This window comes from Daejeonella sp. AP26, from assembly GCF_056680515.1.
Genome location: NZ_CM155286.1, coordinates 597999 through 617005, shown reverse-complemented (window position 1 = coordinate 617005; position 19007 = coordinate 597999). Strand labels below are relative to the sequence as shown.

Sequence of the window (19007 nt, the reverse complement as noted above, 5' to 3'; positions counted from 1 at the left end):
GTTTAGGTTATCCCACTCCGAATATCGGGGTGGGATTTTTTATTTATTTTTGGTAATATTGATCCGTAACACAGTATAAGATCATTATTTAAAAATGAGTTCAGATTTACTTGAAGAATATATTGAAACAGGCGATGCCTCTGCCTTAAATGATCTTCTGCAGGCTAATCCTTCACTCGCTTTCAAACAAACTTCTTTAAACGTTTCTCCCTTACTGTTAGCATGCTATTATAAGAAGCCTGAGCTTGCAACCATCATTTTAAAATACGTCGACGATATCAATATTTTTGAAGCATGCGCCGTTGGCAAGTTTGATGCTGTTGCTCATCTGATCTATTTGAACCCAAATTTGGTTAACGAATTCTCTGAGGATGGGTTTACTCCCCTGGGTTTGGCTGCGTATTTTGGACATGAAGATGTTACAAGGTATTTATTGCTAAAGGATGCTGACCCAAACGTTGCATCTAGCAATGGTTTCAACGTTTTCCCGCTTCACTCTGCAGTCGCTACAGACCACACTATGATTGCCAAAATGCTGCTGGAGGCTGGAGCTCAGGTGAATGTTGCTCAACAGTCGGGAGTGACGCCATTGCATTCTGCGGCTCAAAATGGGAATGTAGAGTTGCTGATTGTGCTGCTTGAAGCCGGAGCTGAGGTGAACGTGCGTATGGAGGGTGGTAAAACGCCGGCCAGTCTGGCCGCAGAAAAGGGTTTTACTGATATTGCTAAAATACTCTCTGAATAGATTTAAAAGTCAAAGATCCGGATTCGCTTGATGTAATTGCGGATATCCAGAACAAAGGCTGCCATGACATAGAAGATCAGTGGGAATCCTACGGCTAAAAAGGATGAGTAGATAAAAAACAATCTTATTTTAGAGATAGAAATATTAAAGCGTTCTCCCAAATATGCACAGACCCCGAAAGATCTTTTCTCAAAAAACGTAAGCACTTGCTGTAACATCATTCTATTGCTTTAGTAGTTTAATACCAATGCCACAATGTAGGCATTTTTTTGAATCACAATAATTGCGTTTTAACTGTATCAAGGCCTGAGTTTCATCCGCTGTCCCGGGCTGAAAGCCTATCTCGCTGAAGCGAGCAATTACACTGTTTTTTTCTGCCGGGATATTCTCAAGCAGTTCTATTGCCCTGTTTATGAATTTCTGCTGCCCTGTTTGCCGTCCGTAAGTGAACAGAGAAACGGCGACAGTGTTAATCAGTATATTATTAATAGATTGATGTCCAATTTGTTTGCCTGACTGCTCAGAAACATTATCAAAACGATAGTGAGTGTTCCAGTAAACATTAATGGGAAGGGCTGAAAACATTTCGTTTATAACCGCTGCCCTTTTGAATTCAAGAATTTTGGAGAATAAATGGTTCGATTTCAATATTAGGGCGGCAAACTGTGCCAGGCGGACACCCGGAAAATTTTGAGGCCTCAGGCGCATATACTTCCATGTAAAGTGATCTACCGGCTCTAAAGAATACTTCTTTTTTAAAAATCCGTATTCTTTTTTTAGCTGCCTTGGATATTCCTCTGTAAATTTCTGCCCTAAAAATCCTGCTTGTCCAAAAACCAAAGCTTCAATTTGCAGAGGTTTGTTCTTGTGTTTTGATAATATCTGTTGTGGCAGCGATCTCGCCAGTAATTCAAACGGTAAAGAATTCGTCTTAAACCCAAAGTTTCTGGCTAGCAAAATGTAAAAACTGTCGTCCCAACTGCCTTTAAACTCCGTAAGGATCTCTTTCAGGCTTTCAGATTTATATTCAAATCTCTCTATTAATACCCTGGAAAGCCAGTTCTTGATATGGAAAGGATCCAGCAAAATAACTTGTTTTTCACAGGGAATCCAGTTTAAGCCAATCATGAGGCGATTGTAATTACTGATAACTGTTTCGGGAATGAGTTCCTTCAAACACAATTGGGGGATAGATGTCCCGTTTTCACGAAATACCTCTTTATCGCAAGTAAATACAACATGTAAGATCACATTGTTGTAGGCTTCGTCAACCTGATGATTGTGTCTTATCCAATCAGAAGAATTAAGGTGAATTTCTACATTGCCAGCCCAGACAGTATCGCCAATACGAATTCGCGAATTTTCAAAGTCAGGACCTGCATGGTGGTTATGTATGCCTGGATTTAATATTTCTACGGCCAAACCAGACGTAGTGAATAATTGATTTTGCCTGAACAGACGGAACTTCCACAGATAATGCAAAAACTCCTCGGGAAATGGCATTAACCAATTTACCAATTTTAAACTTAGGCAAAGAATTATTCGATCACCTCGGGTATCGGCTGCCTTTCTTTTTCTATGGCCACTTCTCTTTTGCGGAAATTAGCTATGACAACCCCACTAATGATTAGTACAGCAGCTAATATAATACGTACGTTAACTTGCTCATCTAAGATCAGCCAGCCCAGAAATAATGCGACAACTACGTTGATATAGGTAATTACTGAAACCCGGGTTGAGGGGAGCTTGGAAAGAGCGTAATTATATGCAGAATAACCCACCACCGAACCAAAGATTGCGAGATAGATAACAGCCCAAAGACTGCGCTGGCTCCAGTTTTGCCATGCAGCAACAGGATTGACAAACAACTGCATGATCACCATTAAGATCCCGGCAAAAAGCATCTGCATGCACAGATTTACAATAATATTCCCTGGGTGGGACGAACTTCTTTTGGTGTAAACAGTTCCGGCAGACCACATCATTACAGCAAACAGTATGGCAGCAATGCCTAAACGGTACTCCGGATTGAAAAGGTCGGCTATATTATCCTGGTAAATGAGGTACATACCTGAGATGCCGAGTAAAATCCCTGTAATTACCTTAAAGGAAGGCTTTTCGTTGCCTAAGCTAAGGTTAATTAATAAAACTGTTAATGGAGATAATGTGGATATCAAAGCAGCCAACCCGCTTGAGATATACTTTTCTGCAAAGGTGGTAAGCCCATTCGCCAATACAATCATCATAAATGCGATAAGCATGTTTCTCCGAATACGGGGCCAGTCCATCTTTTCCAGCTGCTGAGAAGAAATGAGATAGATTAAAAAGATTCCTCCGGCAATAACGTTTCTTAACCCGGTAACCAATAAGGGCGGAATGGTTTCGACTCCTATGCGAATAGCGAGATAAGTAGTTCCCCAGAAAAGAGCTATACTAAATAAAGAGAGAAATAACTTCAGATTGAACCTGGATGGCATCCTTAAAGATTAATCTGTTCTAAAATGAGAGACATTTCTTTCTGGATCTTAAGAGCTTCCTCCCGGGCGCGATCGGCGAAGCTTTCATCATTTGCGGCATAAATTATAGACCGTGATGAATTGATCAGCAAGCCGCAATCTTTAGTGAGCCCATATTTGCAAACATCCTGAAGGTTTCCTCCCTGCGCTCCTACGCCGGGAACCAGTAAGAAATGATCCGGAGCATGTTTCCGTATTAAGGCAAATGACTCAGGACGCGTAGCACCTACAACATACATCAGCTGTTCAGGCCCTGCCCATGTGTTGGCCGTACGTATCACTTTCTCAAACAAGTATTCATCGTCGGATTTTACGAGTTGAAAGTCATTTCCACCCTCATTAGATGTGTGAGCAAGTAAAATCACCCATTTATCTTCAAACTTTAAGAAAGGTTTTACAGAATCACTTCCCATATAGGGAGCAATAGTTATAGCATCAAAGCTCATCCCTGATGCCTCTTTATCGAAAAAAGCTTTTGCATACATTGAGGAAGTATTCCCAATATCACCACGTTTTGCATCTATTATGCTAAAGCACTGGAGTGGAATATGATTGCAGGTACTAATTAAACTTTGCCAGCCATTCAGGCCCCTACTCTCATAAAAAGCACTATTTGGTTTATACGAGACACATAAATCATAAGTGGCATCAATTATGCGCTTATTAAATTCAAATACCGGATCTTCATAATCCAATAAAAAACGGGGAATTAGCGTTATATCTGTATCTAAGCCTATACACAAAAAAGATCTTTTAGCTTGTATCTGCCCAATCAATTGCTGGCGGGTCATCGAATCGTATTTAAGTTGTGCGAAATTATAAAAGAATGAAGGTTTCGGTTAAAAAAAAATTTAAAAGTTTTTGTTTATAGCATTTTATTGTATACAATTGTGTCGTTATCTCAATTGACCCCTGCGAACGGGGAAATCTCATAAATTCTTATTTTAATAAAGTATAAAAGAAAATTTGCTGATTGTGTCCTGCCGGATAAACTCTTTTTGAACCCAAAATCTCATAACATAAATATTTAATGCTGGAAATTAACAAATTGAACGATAAGCTCGTGTCTGAGCTTCGTGAGATTGCCCAAAATTACGGTATCGTGGATGCCGATTCATTTCGTAAGCAGGAACTGATCACGAAGATTATCGAGAAAAGTACAGGCCCGGATACGGCCCCTGCGGCTGCTCCTGTAACCTTATTTTCGAACGGCGACAGTACTCACGCTGAAGAGAAACCGCGTAAACGTGCCAGATCTACCAAAGCAACCGAGAGTAAAAAACATAGAGAAGCCCCAGTTGATAATACCCGTTTACCTGAATTTGATGAGGAAGATGAAGTAGCTATTGAATCTGAACCTGAAATATTACCAGAACAACCCGAAAGCGTTGTTGCCCCGGAACCTGAAAGAAAAGAAGCACCGGTTACTCCCGCACCCGTAAGTCAACCTGGTGAGAATCGCAAGTTTGACCGCAGGAACCAAAACCGTCAGCAACAGGAAACAGCCGCTGCCGCTGTTATCAATTTAGATTTCGATAATGTAATTGTCAATGAAGGAATTTTGGAAATAATGCCCGACGGATATGGTTTCCTGCGTTCTTCGGATTACAATTACCTTTCCTCTCCGGATGATATTTATGTTTCTCAGTCACAAATAAAACTGTTCGGCCTGAAAACCGGAGACACTGTTAGAGGCAGCATAAGACCCCCTAAAGAGGGTGAAAAATATTTCCCATTAGTTCGTGTTGAGGCCATCAACGGTCGTATTCCTGCTGATGTTCGTGATCGTGTTCCGTTTGAATTCCTGACCCCTCTTTTTCCAACAGAAAAATTAAATCTGTTTGTTGATAATTCAAATAGCTCGACCCGGATAATGGATTTGTTTACCCCAATTGGTAAAGGTCAGCGTGGCCTAATTGTAGCGCAGCCTAAAACGGGTAAAACGATGTTATTAAAGGACGTGGCGAATGCGATTGCAAAGAACCATCCGGAGGTATATCTTATCATTCTATTAATTGATGAACGTCCTGAGGAAGTAACAGACATGGCTCGCAGCGTTCGCGCAGAAGTGGTCTCGTCAACTTTCGATGAGCCGGCAGAAAGGCACGTTAAAATTGCAAATATTGTGCTTGAAAAAGCAAAGCGCATGGTTGAATGTGGTCATGACGTAGTTATACTACTAGATTCTATAACCCGTTTGGCCCGTGCTTATAACACCGTTGCCCCTGCATCCGGAAAAATACTTTCAGGAGGGGTGGATGCTAATGCACTGCATAAGCCAAAGCGTTTTTTTGGTGCTGCCCGTAATATTGAAGACGGCGGATCATTAACTATCCTGGCGACAGCCTTAACTGAAACCGGTTCGAAGATGGATGAAGTGATATTTGAAGAGTTTAAAGGAACCGGTAACATGGAACTTCAGCTTGATCGTAAATTATCAAATAAACGGATTTTCCCTGCTATTGACCTTACTGCCTCAAGTACTCGTCGTGACGACCTGTTGCTTGATAAAGATACTTTGCAAAGAATCTGGATTCTGCGTAATCACTTGGCGGATATGAACTCCCAGGAATCAATGGAGTTTTTACAGTCTCAAATGAAAGGAACCCGAACAAATGAGGAGTTCCTGATATCTATGAATTCGTAGAGGAAGATTAAGGAACAAAGAATAAGGAATAAACAGTTATTGAAGACTGAGAGCAAAAGAAAAGATCAAGGAGTAAAGGAATAAATCTTTACTCTTTGATCTTTGTTCTTTTAACACCTGCTCTACCGCTGAAGACTAGAGAATAAGATTAGGCATAAATGCTTTATTCTATCATCTTTGTACTTTTATGTAACCTGCTGCTATGAAAAAACATATACCCAACATCATAACTTGTTTGAATTTATTCAGTGGTTGTATTGGGATAGTATATGCCTTTCAAGGCGATCTGATCATAGCAGGTTATGCTACTTTATTGGCAGCAATTTTTGATTTTTTTGATGGGATGATTGCCAGGTTGTTAAATGTTCATTCTGACATTGGGAAGGAACTTGATTCCCTGGCAGACGTTGTTAGTTTCGGTGTATTGCCTTCGGTAATAATATATCAATTATTCCTTCAATCACCCCAGGTTGGTAATATCAGCCCGTTTTTAAATATGTCAGCTTTTTTGATAGCTGTGTTTTCCGCACTAAGGTTAGCAAAGTTTAATATTGATACCCGTCAGGCAGAGAATTTTATTGGCCTGCCTACTCCAGCGAATGCCCTGCTCATCGCATCACTGCCCATGATCCTGGCCCAGGGAAATTGGTTCTTATCCGCCTATATCCTCAATCCCTTCTTCCTTTTTATTTTCAGCCTCGGGATGAGTATTTTACTGATAACAGAACTTCCACTGATTTCGCTGAAATTTAAGAGTTTAAAGGTAAGCGATAACTTATTCCGTTATATTTTAGTTGTTTCGGCAATAATACTCATCCTTATTTTTAAATTTGCCGCCGTACCCATTATTGTATTTATTTATATCCTATTATCATTAATTCAATTCAGACTAAGATGAAATTCATTGCCGAAATAGACGTTATGCCACTTAAAGAGATACTTGACCCTCAAGGAAAAGCCGTAACCGGTAGTATGAAAAACTTGGGCTTAGAGGATATACAAAATGTCCGCATCGGCAAACACATCACCCTGGAGATTGAAGCGCAGGACGAAACTACAGCGCACGCCAAAGTTGATGAAGCCTGCAAAAAATTGCTTGCAAACTTAATTATGGAAAGCTACAGCTTTGAGTTGAAAGTGGTCTAGTCAATATTAGAGTAGACCTTCGCGGGCAACTTTTAAGTCTGCAAACAGTTGCGTGCATACTATATGAAGATCGTCGAACCGGGATCCAAGAGTGTCCAGATTAATCATATTTCTTGAGTCGGTTTCAACGTTTGAAATGACATCTTTTGCTGCATGGGACCCCATAAATGCCAATGTCGGTTTAATCTTATGGGCCAGGTCAGAAACTTTCTTCCAATCCTTATCGATGATACCCTGCTTAATTTCCAGACAGTAGCCAGGGGTTTGCTCAAGGAACATATCGATCATTTCAATAATAAATTCCTTGCTTCCGCCCGCGATATCTTCAAGATATGACAGATCAACTTTTGCAGGAGAAGGATTAGTTTGTAAATATTCTGCCATATACTATTTATTGGTTTTCTAATTTTATCACTGAAAGATCATCTTCCAGATCTTCATATAGTTGTTCAATAGTTTGATTAAAAACTGGATGAACGAGTCGCGGATTCAATTCGACCAGAGGCATTAATGTGAACCGTCGCTGATGTAAGAACGGGTGTGGAACTACCAGGTTATCTTCCTGAATAACCTCACTGCCATAAAATAACAGATCGATATCAATCGTTCTGGACCCCCACTTATCCCGTCGCTCTCTGCCTAATTTCGTTTCTATTACGAGAATGTTCTCTAAAAGTTGCTGTGGATTTAATTTTGTTTTTACACTCACCACCTGATTAATAAAATCAGGTTGATCTTCGTTTCCCCACGAGGCCGTCTGATACAACGATGATAATCCGGTAAGCTTTCCCACCCCCGCATTGATGAAATCAAGGGCATCATGGATATATTTCTTACTATCTCCCAAATTACTCCCCAGCAATAAATAAGCTTCTTCCATCAGTTAATTACAGCTCTTTTTGTAACATATTACAGTTTTCTACATCTGTTAATTAGTATACTTGCATAGATAAAACAATTGCTTATATAATGAAAGAATTCTTCAAATTTGTTTTCGCATCTATGGTAGGAGTTATCCTATCGTTTTTTGTGATCTTTTTATTACTCGTCATCATGGTGACGGCTATTGTTTCGTCAGCCGGGAGCGATAAAAAGGCTGACCTGACAGCAAATACCGTCTTACACATAAGTCTTAACACGCCAATTAACGAACGGAGTGATAAAAACCCATTAGGGAATCTTGACTTTATGGGCTTTTCCAGTGAAAAGTCAATCGGCCTTAATGACATCCTCGCCAATATTCGTGACTCCAAAGCAAATGACAACATAAAAGGAATTTATTTGGATCTGACTTCAATACCCGCCGGATTTGCAAGTACTGAAGAGATACGAAATGCGCTTATTGACTTCAAGCAAAGTAAAAAATTCCTGATAGCATACAGTGAGGTTTATTCGCAAAATGCATATTATCTGGCTTCAGTAGCTGACAAGATCTATTTAAATCCTGAGGGCATTGTCGATTTTCGCGGACTAAGCTCTGAAATCACCTTTCTTAAAGGTGCGCTTGAAAAGTTAGATATTGAAGCGCAGGTGATTAAGGTTGGAACTTATAAAAGTGCGGTAGAGCCTTTCATACTTGATAAGATGAGCGATGCAAACCGTAGACAGGTAACTTCGTTTTTGGGATCATTGTATGACCATATGTTAACACAGGTTTCAAAAAGCAGAAAGATTCCCAAGGATTCACTCTTTTCAATCGCTAATAATGCTCGTGTTCGTAACGCCGGAGATGCTTTAAACCTTAAAATGGTTGACGGATTAAAATATAAAGATCAGGTACTGGATGAACTTAAGTCGTTAACAGATGTGAAACCTGAGAAGGATATTAAATCCGTTAGTATTGCTGATTATCCTTTAAAAGAAAAAGAAGGAAGCAGCGGATCATCGTCGAACCGAATAGCACTGGTTTATGCAAATGGCGAAATAACCGGCGGTGAAGGAAGTGATGAAGTTATTGGATCGGATAGAATTTCAAGAGCAATTCGTAAAGCCCGTACTGATGATAAAGTAAAAGCAGTAGTATTGAGGATTAATTCCCCGGGAGGCAGTGCTCTGGCTTCAGATGTTATCTGGCGGGAGGTAGTTTTAACTAAAAAAGTAAAACCCATTATAGTTTCAATGGGTGATGTGGCAGCCTCCGGAGGCTATTATATTGCCTGCGCAGCGGACTCCATCTATGCACAGCCTAATACCATTACCGGTTCGATAGGTGTATTTGGTATCATTCCGAATATGAAAAACTTTTTTAACAACAAATTAGGTATCACTTTCGACGGTGTTAAAACCGGGCAATATGCTGATCTGGGTACTGTTAGCAGACCTTTAACAGAATCGGAGCGACAAATTATCCAGAATGAAGTCAATAAAATTTATTCAGGATTTACCCAGAAGGTCGCTAAAGGACGTAAAAAATCCCAAAGCTATATAGATAGCATCGGCCAGGGCCGGGTATGGAGCGGCACAGAAGCTCTAAATAACGGACTCGTTGATAAGCTCGGTAACATTAATGATGCGATCTCATCAGCAGCTAAAAAAGCAAAGCTTAAGGATTATAAAATTGTTGAGTACCCATCTCAGATAGATCCTTTGCAGTCATTATTCAATGATACTGGTGATAAAGTTCGCACTTATTTCACTAAGCGGGAACTGGGTGAGAATTACACTTATTACCAGCAAGTAAAATCTGTATTAAACCTCACCGGTATACAGGCCCGGATGCCATATAATATCTCGATTAAGTAATAAATCCGGCAGACACGAGCTAAACATTCAAAACCCTTCCGGGAATACGGAAGGGTTTTTTATTTTTGAGAGATCATACATGGAGAACAAAACCATTGCCCGCACATTACGATTTCTAAGCCAACTAATGGAATTGCATAGTGAAAATCCGTTTAAGGTAAAATCAATGGCAAACGCTGCTTTTAAAGTGGATAAGCTTCCCTTCCCTATTGCTAATAAATCGCTTTCGGAAATTGAACAAATTGAAGGACTTGGGAAAAGCACGGCTGCAAAAGTTTGGGAATTCATTCATCAAAATTCGATAACAGAACTTAATAAGTTACTTGGTGAAACACCTGAAGGTATTGTTGAGATGCTGCAGATCAAGGGTATAGGCCCGAAAAAGATTGGAGTGATTTGGAAAGATCTGGGCATTGAAAATTCAGGCGAGCTTTATTATGCCTGCAACGAAAACCGGCTGATTGAAGCAAAAGGCTTCGGCGTAAAGTCGCAGGATGAAATAATAAAAATCCTTGAGTTTAAAATGGCTAGCAGTGGCCGTTATTTATATGCGCGGGTCGAGCAGTTCGCTGACAATTTATTAGAATTTCTAAGAGCCAACATTAAAACTGGGGTACTAAGTTATGCAGGCGACTATCGGCGCAAGTGTGAGATAATTGATGGCCTTGATGTTCTTTGCGGCATACCAAACAATGCCGAAGTAATCAGTCGAATAGAGTTAGCAGGACTAACAGTCACTAAAAATACCGATGACAGGCTTGAAACAACAAACTCGGAAGGAATTAACGTTTACTTTTATTTTTGTGATCAGGAGGAATTTGGTTGGCAGTTAATTGAAAAAACGGGTAGTCCGGAGCATGTTAATAATCTTAGGGATCGGTTAGGCGATGCTTGTCTGACTTCTAAGACTGAATCAGAAATATATGCATTAGCAGGACTTTCGTTTATCGAACCGGAGCTTCGGGAGAATAGTAACGAGTTTGAAAAGGCTAAAACGAATTCCTTACCAACCCTGATCACCTTTTCAGACCTCAAAGGCAGTTTACATAATCATAGTAACTGGAGTGATGGGGTAAATACTTTGGAAGAGATGGCTCTCTTCTGTCGCAATAATTTAAAGATGCAATATCTTGGCATTTGCGATCATTCCAAATCGGCCCTTTACGCCAGGGGACTAAACGAAAGTCGTGTAGCAGCGCAACACTGGGAAATTGATCAACTGAATAAGGCCCTTGCACCTTTCCATATTTTTAAAGGTATTGAATCAGACATCTTAAATAACGGATCATTGGATTATGATGAGAGTGTTCTGAAAACCTTTGACTTTGTGGTAGCATCCGTACACTCTAACATAAAAATGACTGAGGAGAAAGCGACTCAACGTCTTATTACCGCTATCGAAAACCCTTACACGACCATTCTGGGCCATCCAACGGGTCGGATGCTTTTAACCCGAAGCGGTTATTCCATTGACCATAAAAAGATAATTGATGCCTGTGCAGCAAACCAGGTAGTTATTGAAATTAATTCAAACCCACTGCGCCTGGATCTGGACTGGCGCTGGCACCAGTACGCGATTGAAAAGGGGGTGATGCTTTCAGTAAACCCCGATGCGCACCGTATCACCGGCTTAATGGATATGCATTATGGTATTTTAGTCGCCAGAAAGGGCGGAGTTTCGGCCGCTAATTGTTTAAATGCGTTAGATTTACAAGAACTCACCCGCTACTTTTTAAATAAGAAACCACTTAACATATCTTGAAAACAGAAAACCTGAAGATTCTTATTATTCGGTTCAGTTCAATCGGTGATATCGTTTTGACCACCCCCATTGTCAGGTGCTTGAAACAACAACTTAAAGGAGCTGAGATTCATTACCTTACCAAAAAGAAATTCGAGACAGTTCTTTCTTCAAATCCCTACATTGATAAGCTTCACTTTCTAGGCGAAAAGCTCTCTACAACCATTTCAGATTTAAAGAAAGAGCACTTTGACGTGCTGATCGACCTGCACCACAACCTGCGGACACTTATTATCAAAAGCAGATTAGGAATAAAATCATCCTCTTTTGATAAGCTGAACTGGCAAAAGTGGTTACTTGTTAATTTAAAAATCAATCGTCTTCCTGCAGTTCATATCGTTGACCGCTATTTGGATACGGTGAAGTTTCTTAACGTAAAAAACGACGACAAAGGGCTTGACTATTTCTTGAACTCTGAGCATGATATTTCAACTTTACTTCCGTTATCCCATCAGGTATTCATCGCAATTGCTATTGGAGCACAACACGCAACTAAACGGCTACCCCAAGGTAAGTTAATTGAACTCTGTAAAAGCCTGAACCATCCTTTGGTTTTATTAGGCGGCCCCGAGGATCATTTGAGAGCTGAAGAGATATGTACGGAATCTGGAGCGCATGTATTTAACGGCTGCGGAAAATTTACTTTAGATCAGTCGGCTTATCTTGTAAAAATGGCAATGCAGATCATCACACATGATACCGGCTTGATGCATATCGCCGCCGCATTTGACAAACCAATTATATCAGTTTGGGGTAATACTATTCCTGAATTTGGTATGTATCCTTATAAAACATCCCGATCTGTGATAACGGAAGTAAGTCATCTACCCTGTCGTCCCTGCTCAAAAATTGGATACCAAAAATGTCCTCTCGGCCATTTTAAATGTATGAATGAAATCCCGGTTTCCTTTATTATTAACAGTTTAGATGGCAATGATCACAGTTCAATTTCAGCAATTTGACATCAAACAAATTAGCGAAAATGTTATTAAAGTACTTACAAGAACAGCGATAATTTTCAAGTAGGTTATGGATTTAATTTATTCTACCTTCTATTATTAATCACCAGCCTAATGAAACAAATACTAATCGTTCGCCACGCAAAGTCTGACAGAAACGATCCCACGCTAGACGATTTCGATCGACCTCTGAATGAGCGGGGTCATAAAAATGCTGTAGAAATGGCGAAGCGTCTGGTCAAACAAGATATAATTCCAAACCAATTAGTTAGTAGTCCGGCCTTAAGGGCAATTTCCACTGCTAATTATTTTGCGGATAAGTTGAGTATTGATCGTTCGGAGATTATAAAGAATAAAGATATTTATGAAGCCTCTGCAACCACCCTGCTTAAAGTAATTAACGGCTTTGACGATAGTTCAGACATCACTGCACTCTTTGGTCACAACCCCGGTTTGTCTGAGATTGCCTACCAGCTAAGTGACAATGCGGGCCTTGATAATCTGCCAACCTGCGGCATGGCATTAATTGAATTTCCCTTCGAAAAGTGGAGTATGGTGAGCCGGGGAACGGGAAAGTTGTTGCTTTACGATTTCCCCAAAAACACTTTAGAATATTAGATTTTCGGTTAAGCCATTTTATATACTTTTCCCGGAAGAGAGATAATAAGGCCCTGCATTTCCATTCCAAGTATGGTTACTGCAAGTTTACTTTGAGCCATTTGACTTTGAATCGCTAATTCATCCACGGCCAGGCTTCCACTGTTATTTAAGATGGTGGCTACCTTCTTTTCATCCTCAGTCAGATCCAACATCAAGCTTAACTGGGGTAGTTCTTGCTTTCCTTTAATCTCGCTCCAACCAAGCAGGTATTCCAAATCTGCTACCTTGGTGATCAAGCTGGCCCGGTTTGTTTTGATCAGGAAATTGCACCCCGTACTATATTCGTCATTTATGCGGCCGGGGTAAGCGAATACATCGCGATTGTAAGAATTAGCCAGCTCTGCTGTTATAAGCGCGCCGCCTTTAATGCTTGCTTCAACAACTATAGTTGCATCTGCCATTCCCGCAATAATGCGATTACGTTTAGGGAAGTTCTCCCGATCGGGTATAGTGGTCGAAGGAAATTCTGTAAGTAATCCGCCACATGTAAGCATCTTTTCGGCTATCGAACGATGTACTGCGGGATAAATGCGGTCCAGACCGTGGCCTAGCACCCCAATTGTTTTCACTGAATGCTTTATGCATTCCTTGTGAACCATACTATCGATACCATAAGCCAGGCCACTTACAATTAAAGGATTGTGAATTTGAAGGTCATCAATGAGTTGTCGGCAGAGTTCCTTTCCGTATTCGGTTGCCTTGCGAGTACCCACAACGCTGATTACTTTCGTCGTGTTTAGATCTGCTTCGCCTTTAAAGTATAGTAGCAATGGAGCATCAACGCAGTTCTTTAATCGAGTCGGGTATGATTTATCGGTAATAAAGAAGGTTTTTATTTTATATCTCTCAATAAACTGAATCTCCCTTTCGGCTCTTTCAAACTCTGAGTGGTGCCGTATGGCTTTAGCAGTTAAGGGACCAATTCCGGGTATTGTAATTAAGGACGAAACTTTTGCTTTAAAAACTTCTTCGGGCGAACCGCAGTAACTAAGTAAGTTACGGGCAGTTAAATCTCCTACGCCGGGTATAAGAGTAAGTGCTATCTGGTGCAGTAACGACAAGATTATTGAGCTGAAAAGTAAATGACGAACTTGGTGTCAAAGAATTCTTCAGTAAAATAATCATTTATAGGGTAACGGATAACATTTTTTAAACCAGATTGTAATATCTCGTCATTTAGGTCACCGCCTTTTAAATAGAGCACCCCATTTTTAAGTTCGTTTTTCGAATCTTTATTGAATTTACCTCTAATCCAGGGGTAAAAATCTTTCAACTGAGTTACCGCTCTGGAGATAATAAAGTCAAATCGATCGTTGATCTGTTCAGCTCTTGCATGGGTCGCCACAAGGTTTTTCAGACCGATACCTTTAGCAACCTCATTGACCACTTTAATTTTTTTGCCGATTGAATCAACAAGATGAAATTGAGTTTCCGGAAAAAGGATTGCTAATGGGATGCCGGGAAATCCGCCGCCTGTTCCTACGTCTAAGATCTTTTCTCCGGGAAGGAATGATACAACTTTTGCAATAGCCAGCGAGTGCAGAATGTGATGAAGATAAAGTTTGTCAATATCCTTGCGGGAGATCACATTGATCTGAGCATTCCAAAATCTATAAAGTTCGTCTAGTTTACTGAATTGCTCTTTTTGCAGATCACTTAATTCAGAAAAATAGTGGGTAATGATATCAGAAGTCACTTCGTAAACTCTTCTTATTTTTATTCATGACGTTAGATAATAGATCCCTCGCTCTAAAAAGTTGGGCCTTAACTGTGCCCAAAGGAAGGTCTAATTGCTGGGCTATCTCTTCGTATGACAGTTCTTCAAAATATCGTAGCATAATCAGTGTACGGTAGCGAGATGGTAACTTCTCAACTATTTCTTTAAGCTGTTCGTTTTGCTGTTTCTTTATTGAGGTTTCTTCCGGATTCAGCGTATCAGAACGGATCTGAAGAGGCCTGTCATCTCCGTCATCATCCACCATACTGTCAATAGACATGGTGCTTATCTTTTTCTTGCGGATAAAGTCGATGCAGTTATTGGTTGCAATTCTAAACAACCACGTACTGAAAGCGAAATCTGGCTTATATTTTTCAAGATTTTCAAATGCTTTGGCGAACGTTTCTACAGTCAGGTCCATCGCATCATCCTTATTGTTGACCATTTTTAAGGCCATAAAATGGATGGAATCTTTGTATCGCTGCATTAAATCTGCATATGCCTTTTGACTGCCTTCCTTTGCTTTCTCTACCAGGTGAAAATCGTTTTTTGCATTTGCCGAAAAATTCGGATTTACTTCCATTCTATATTCTTCTTAAACAGTGTAACCACGCTGAGAGCAAGCGTATAAAAGTAATAAATGAAATCGAAAGCGGGAAGCCACCAAATCATGTCGGTGTAATTTAGCTTTTTAAATATGGGAAAGTAAATTAATATCTGAGAAATTAGTCTGACGAGATACAGGCTTAGAAGAAACCACCATTCAGCCTGCATGATAATTAATGCGAAAAGCGTGATATAGAACAAGATAGCGGATCCTGCCTGCATGCTTAACATTCTTTTATGTTGTTTTCGGTAAATTTTACCCGCTCCCTGGTGACGAAGCTTTTGTCTGAAGTAGGCCGAAAAACTCTTCTTAGGCTCACTGTAAATCTGGGCGTCGGGATGTATTTCGATAACGGTATTGCTTTTAGTTGCATTCTGATTTACGAACAGATCATCGTCTCCCGAAAGTACATGCATATGTGAGGCAAACCCTTTCCCTTTGAAAAACAGAGATTTTGTATAAGCCAGGTTACGTCCTACGCCCATGTAAGGCCGGCCATCCAGAGCAAATGAGAGGTAATTTAAGGCTGTAAAAAAGGTTTCAAACCGGATCATTTTATTGACAAAACCGGCGAAGCGCTCATACGGAGAATAACCCAGCACAATTTCTTTGTTGTTTTGAAAGTTAGCCTGCATCCGGGTGATCCATGTATTAGCCACCGGGCGGCAGTCGGCATCAGTAAACAACAAATATTCATTTTTGGATGCCTTAATCCCTAACGTAACCGCGAACTTTTTACCATGTTTAAACCTTTCATGTTCAGCGATAGTGACAACATTTAAATGAGAGTACTGCCCGGACAATTCTCTTAACAACAAGTCAGATTCATCATTGGAGCAATCATTAACAACCACTACTTCAAAATCGGGATAGTCCTGCTCTAAGAAATGGATCAGATTCTTTTTCAGGTTAGCATATTCATTACGGGCACAAATAATTACGGATACCGGTAGCTGAACTACGGGTTTAATGTTCTCATTGATTCTAAATGAAGCTAGCCGTTGATGGATTACCAGTGTATAATAAAGCTGGATAATAAAACAGATCTGGAAGATAAAAAATGTGATAAGGAAGGAGTAATTCACCCGTGTGCTTCGTATAAAATCAGGTGCAAATTTCTCATTTTAAAACAAAAACCGGTCATTGTTGGTAAATTAATTCCTCGATTTCTATAGTAGTGGATGCTCTGAAACTACTTATCGGTAAGCCGCGATAATTTTTTCTATTTTTGCGGCGTTTTGCCCCTATAAATATTGAATGAATTTTAAATTAACAGCCAACGATCCGCTTTCAAAGGCGCGGGCCGGAGAAATTACAACTGATCACGGAACTGTCCAAACACCCATCTTTATGCCTGTAGGAACTGCGGGTTCAGTGAAGGCAGTCCACCAGCGCGAATTGGCTGACGATATAAAAGCCCAGATCATACTCGGAAATACCTATCATCTGTTCATGCGGCCCGGACTTGACACTATCGAGAGAGCCGGCGGCCTACATAGGTTTAACGGATGGAACAAACCTATCCTGACCGATAGCGGTGGTTACCAGGTCTATTCTCTATCGGAAGTGCGAAAAATTAAAGAGGAAGGCGTAACATTTCGCTCACATATTGACGGATCAAAACATCTATTTACTCCTGAGAATGTGATGGACACGCAGCGTATCATCGGAGCAGATATTATCATGGCCTTTGATGAGTGTACACCTTACCCCTGTGAATACGGTTACGCGCGAAGATCCATAGACATGACGCATCGCTGGCTCAAGCGCTGCTGTGATCGCTTCGATAGTACAGAATCAAAATATGGTTATTCTCAGTCCCTCTTCCCTATTGTTCAGGGTTCCGTGTACAAGGACCTTCGCAAACAATCTGCCGAAGTAATAGCATCATTTGAGCGCGATGGAAATGCGATTGGTGGCCTGTCAGTTGGAGAACCCGCAGAGGAAATGTATGCCATGACCGAGGTTGTATGCGAGATCCTCCCGGTTGAAAAACCACGCTACCTTATGGGAGTAGGTACTCCGGTTAATATTCTGGAGAACATTGCTTTAGGTATTGATATGTTTGATTGTGTAATGCCCACACGAAATGCCAGAAACGGGATGTTATTTACCAAGAATGGCATTATTAATATTCGAAATGAAAAATGGAAGAACGATTTTTCGCCAATAGAAGAGGATACTGACCTTTTCTCTGACTTAAATTATTCCAAAGCGTATCTTAGGCACCTGGTTCATTCGAATGAAATATTGGGAGCACAAATAGCCACATTACACAATCTCCATTTTTATATCTGGCTGGTTAGTGAAGCGAGGAAAAAGATTATTTCCGGAGAGTTCTACCACTGGAAAAACAAAATGGTACAACAACTAGCACAACGTCTGTAATGATTAAGATCATCGACTGGTATATCATAAAGAAGTACCTGGGCACATTTATTTTCACGCTCGGTATTTTTACGGTGATTATCGTGGTGTTCGATGTATCGGAGAAACTTGATGACTTTCTGAAACATCAGGCTCCTGTAAGCAAGATTATCTTTGAATATTACGCAGGTTTTATCCCTTATTATCTAAATTTTCTTTCTCCGCTGATCAATTTTATAGCAGTAATTCTCTTTACGGCGAAGATGGCGGATCAAACTGAAATAGTGCCTATCTTGAGCAGTGGCGTTAGTTTTAAAAGATTTTTACTGCCTTATTTGATTGCCTCGTCAGTTGTTTTCCTTATCACACTGATCTTTAATCTGTTTGTTATCCCTGAAACCAACCGGTTAATGGTAAACTTCGAAAATATCTACATTAATCCAAAAAAAGATAATTCGAAAATGTACACACATATGCAGATTGACAAAAACACCTATGTGTACATTGAAAATTTTGATAATACTAACCGTATTGGTTATAAATTCTCTCTTGATAAATTCAGTGGTGACGAGCTAAAGGAAAAGCTAATTGCAGACCGTATAGAATGGGATTCTGTGAAGATGAAATGGAGAATTCAAAACTATTCCATCCGTACGATCGACAGTCTTAAGGAAACCATGACACATGGAGTCACCAAGGATACTACGCTTGATATCAGGCCTAAAGACTTCGAAATCTACGACAATCTTTATTCTGCCATGAATATGCAAGAGTTAAATGAAAGGATTGAAAAAGAACAGATTCGTGGAACAGGTGTAATGGTGAATCTTTTACTCGAAAAATATAAACGATTCGTTTATCCCCTGTCAGCATTCGTACTAACACTGATGGGCGTTTCGCTATCATCCCGCAAGGTTAGAGGCGGCATCGGGCTACCACTGGGAATAGGTATTTTTCTTAGTTTCGCTTACATTCTCTCAGTTCAGTTCTCTACTATGTTTGCTTTGAAGGGCGGCCTGCCTCCTTTTATAGCCGTTTTAATACCTAATATAATCTTCGGAATCCTTGGTATTTACCTCCTGATCAAGGCTCCAAAATAA

At 40.2% G+C, this 19007-nt stretch carries 20 protein-coding genes; 10 read left to right on the top strand and 10 right to left on the bottom strand.

What is annotated here, in order from left to right:
• Positions 1–94: 94 nt before the first annotated feature.
• Positions 95–745, top strand: a complete 651-nt coding sequence (locus tag AC1MCB_RS02675; protein WP_479967204.1) for an ankyrin repeat domain-containing protein — start codon at positions 95–97, stop codon at positions 743–745.
• A 2-nt stretch (positions 746–747) separates the two neighbouring features.
• On the opposite strand, the gene AC1MCB_RS02670 is transcribed toward AC1MCB_RS02675, so the two are convergent.
• The 4 genes from AC1MCB_RS02670 to pyrF are packed head-to-tail and all read right to left on the bottom strand — an operon-like array spanning position 748 to position 4052.
• A complete protein-coding gene (locus tag AC1MCB_RS02670) occupies positions 748–963 on the bottom strand; it encodes a PspC domain-containing protein (protein ID WP_479968777.1) in 216 nt (71 codons plus the stop codon).
• Positions 964–967: 4 nt separating this feature from the next.
• On the bottom strand, positions 968–2248 hold the full coding sequence (locus AC1MCB_RS02665; RefSeq protein WP_479967203.1) for a DUF2851 family protein: 1281 nt from the start codon (positions 2246–2248) through the stop codon (positions 968–970).
• A gap of 35 nt (positions 2249–2283) precedes the next feature.
• The gene (locus AC1MCB_RS02660) at positions 2284–3222 is read right to left on the bottom strand and encodes a DMT family transporter (RefSeq protein WP_479967202.1); all 939 of its coding nucleotides are present in this window, start codon (positions 3220–3222) and stop codon (positions 2284–2286) included.
• A gap of 2 nt (positions 3223–3224) precedes the next feature.
• Positions 3225–4052: an orotidine-5'-phosphate decarboxylase gene (pyrF, locus tag AC1MCB_RS02655; RefSeq protein WP_479967201.1), complete on the bottom strand. Its 828-nt coding sequence runs from the start codon at positions 4050–4052 to the stop codon at positions 3225–3227.
• 239 nt (positions 4053–4291) lie between these two features.
• Here pyrF and rho point away from each other — a divergent pair, with 239 nt between their 5' ends.
• From rho to purS, 3 genes are all read left to right on the top strand, one after another.
• Positions 4292–5908 (top strand): transcription termination factor Rho, encoded by a 1617-nt coding sequence (gene rho, locus AC1MCB_RS02650; protein ID WP_479967200.1) that lies wholly within the window; start codon positions 4292–4294, stop codon positions 5906–5908.
• Positions 5909–6110: 202 nt separating this feature from the next.
• Positions 6111–6806, top strand: coding sequence for a CDP-diacylglycerol--serine O-phosphatidyltransferase (gene pssA / locus AC1MCB_RS02645; protein WP_479967199.1), 696 nt, complete (start codon positions 6111–6113; stop codon positions 6804–6806).
• Positions 6803–7054, top strand: a complete 252-nt coding sequence (gene purS, locus AC1MCB_RS02640; RefSeq protein WP_479967198.1) for a phosphoribosylformylglycinamidine synthase subunit PurS — start codon at positions 6803–6805, stop codon at positions 7052–7054. The genes pssA and purS overlap by 4 nt, the downstream gene beginning before the upstream one ends.
• Positions 7055–7060: 6 nt before the next feature.
• Here purS and AC1MCB_RS02635 read toward each other — a convergent pair whose 3' ends face one another.
• Complete coding sequence (locus AC1MCB_RS02635; RefSeq protein WP_479967197.1) at positions 7061–7438, bottom strand: Hpt domain-containing protein; 378 nt, start codon at positions 7436–7438, stop codon at positions 7061–7063.
• Positions 7439–7445: 7 nt separating this feature from the next.
• Positions 7446–7934 carry a 2-amino-4-hydroxy-6-hydroxymethyldihydropteridine diphosphokinase gene (folK, locus tag AC1MCB_RS02630; RefSeq protein ID WP_479967196.1) on the bottom strand — a complete coding sequence of 163 codons (489 nt, stop codon included), beginning with the start codon at positions 7932–7934 and terminating at the stop codon, positions 7446–7448.
• 89 nt (positions 7935–8023) lie between these two features.
• On the opposite strand from folK, the gene sppA reads away from it, so the two are divergent.
• The 4 genes from sppA to AC1MCB_RS02610 all read left to right on the top strand — a co-directional run bounded on the left by sppA (position 8024) and on the right by AC1MCB_RS02610 (position 13174).
• The gene (sppA, locus tag AC1MCB_RS02625; protein WP_479967195.1) at positions 8024–9796 is read left to right on the top strand and encodes a signal peptide peptidase SppA; all 1773 of its coding nucleotides are present in this window, start codon (positions 8024–8026) and stop codon (positions 9794–9796) included.
• A 79-nt stretch (positions 9797–9875) separates the two neighbouring features.
• Positions 9876–11558, top strand: coding sequence for a helix-hairpin-helix domain-containing protein (locus AC1MCB_RS02620; protein ID WP_479967194.1), 1683 nt, complete (start codon positions 9876–9878; stop codon positions 11556–11558).
• Positions 11555–12559 carry a glycosyltransferase family 9 protein gene (locus tag AC1MCB_RS02615; protein ID WP_479967193.1) on the top strand — a complete coding sequence of 335 codons (1005 nt, stop codon included), beginning with the start codon at positions 11555–11557 and terminating at the stop codon, positions 12557–12559. The genes AC1MCB_RS02620 and AC1MCB_RS02615 overlap by 4 nt, the downstream gene beginning before the upstream one ends.
• Before the next feature lie 111 nt (positions 12560–12670).
• A complete protein-coding gene (locus AC1MCB_RS02610) occupies positions 12671–13174 on the top strand; it encodes a SixA phosphatase family protein (protein WP_479967192.1) in 504 nt (167 codons plus the stop codon).
• A gap of 8 nt (positions 13175–13182) precedes the next feature.
• Here the strand turns inward: AC1MCB_RS02610 and dprA are convergent, their stop codons facing one another.
• From dprA to AC1MCB_RS02590, 4 genes are read right to left on the bottom strand one after another with little or no spacing between them, the layout of a single operon-like run.
• Positions 13183–14277, bottom strand: a complete 1095-nt coding sequence (gene dprA / locus AC1MCB_RS02605) for a DNA-processing protein DprA (protein ID WP_479967191.1) — start codon at positions 14275–14277, stop codon at positions 13183–13185.
• A 2-nt stretch (positions 14278–14279) separates the two neighbouring features.
• Entirely contained in the window at positions 14280–14912 is a 633-nt protein-coding gene (gene rsmG / locus AC1MCB_RS02600; protein WP_479967190.1) for a 16S rRNA (guanine(527)-N(7))-methyltransferase RsmG, read from the bottom strand.
• A complete protein-coding gene (locus AC1MCB_RS02595; RefSeq protein WP_479967189.1) occupies positions 14902–15516 on the bottom strand; it encodes an RNA polymerase sigma factor in 615 nt (204 codons plus the stop codon). The genes rsmG and AC1MCB_RS02595 overlap by 11 nt, the downstream gene beginning before the upstream one ends.
• Positions 15507–16625, bottom strand: coding sequence for a glycosyltransferase (locus AC1MCB_RS02590; protein ID WP_479967188.1), 1119 nt, complete (start codon positions 16623–16625; stop codon positions 15507–15509). The genes AC1MCB_RS02595 and AC1MCB_RS02590 overlap by 10 nt, the downstream gene beginning before the upstream one ends.
• 172 nt (positions 16626–16797) lie before the next feature.
• Here AC1MCB_RS02590 and tgt point away from each other — a divergent pair, with 172 nt between their 5' ends.
• Positions 16798–17928 carry a tRNA guanosine(34) transglycosylase Tgt gene (tgt, locus tag AC1MCB_RS02585; protein ID WP_479967187.1) on the top strand — a complete coding sequence of 377 codons (1131 nt, stop codon included), beginning with the start codon at positions 16798–16800 and terminating at the stop codon, positions 17926–17928.
• Positions 17928–19007 carry an LptF/LptG family permease gene (locus AC1MCB_RS02580; RefSeq protein WP_479967186.1) on the top strand — a complete coding sequence of 360 codons (1080 nt, stop codon included), beginning with the start codon at positions 17928–17930 and terminating at the stop codon, positions 19005–19007. The genes tgt and AC1MCB_RS02580 overlap by 1 nt, the downstream gene beginning before the upstream one ends.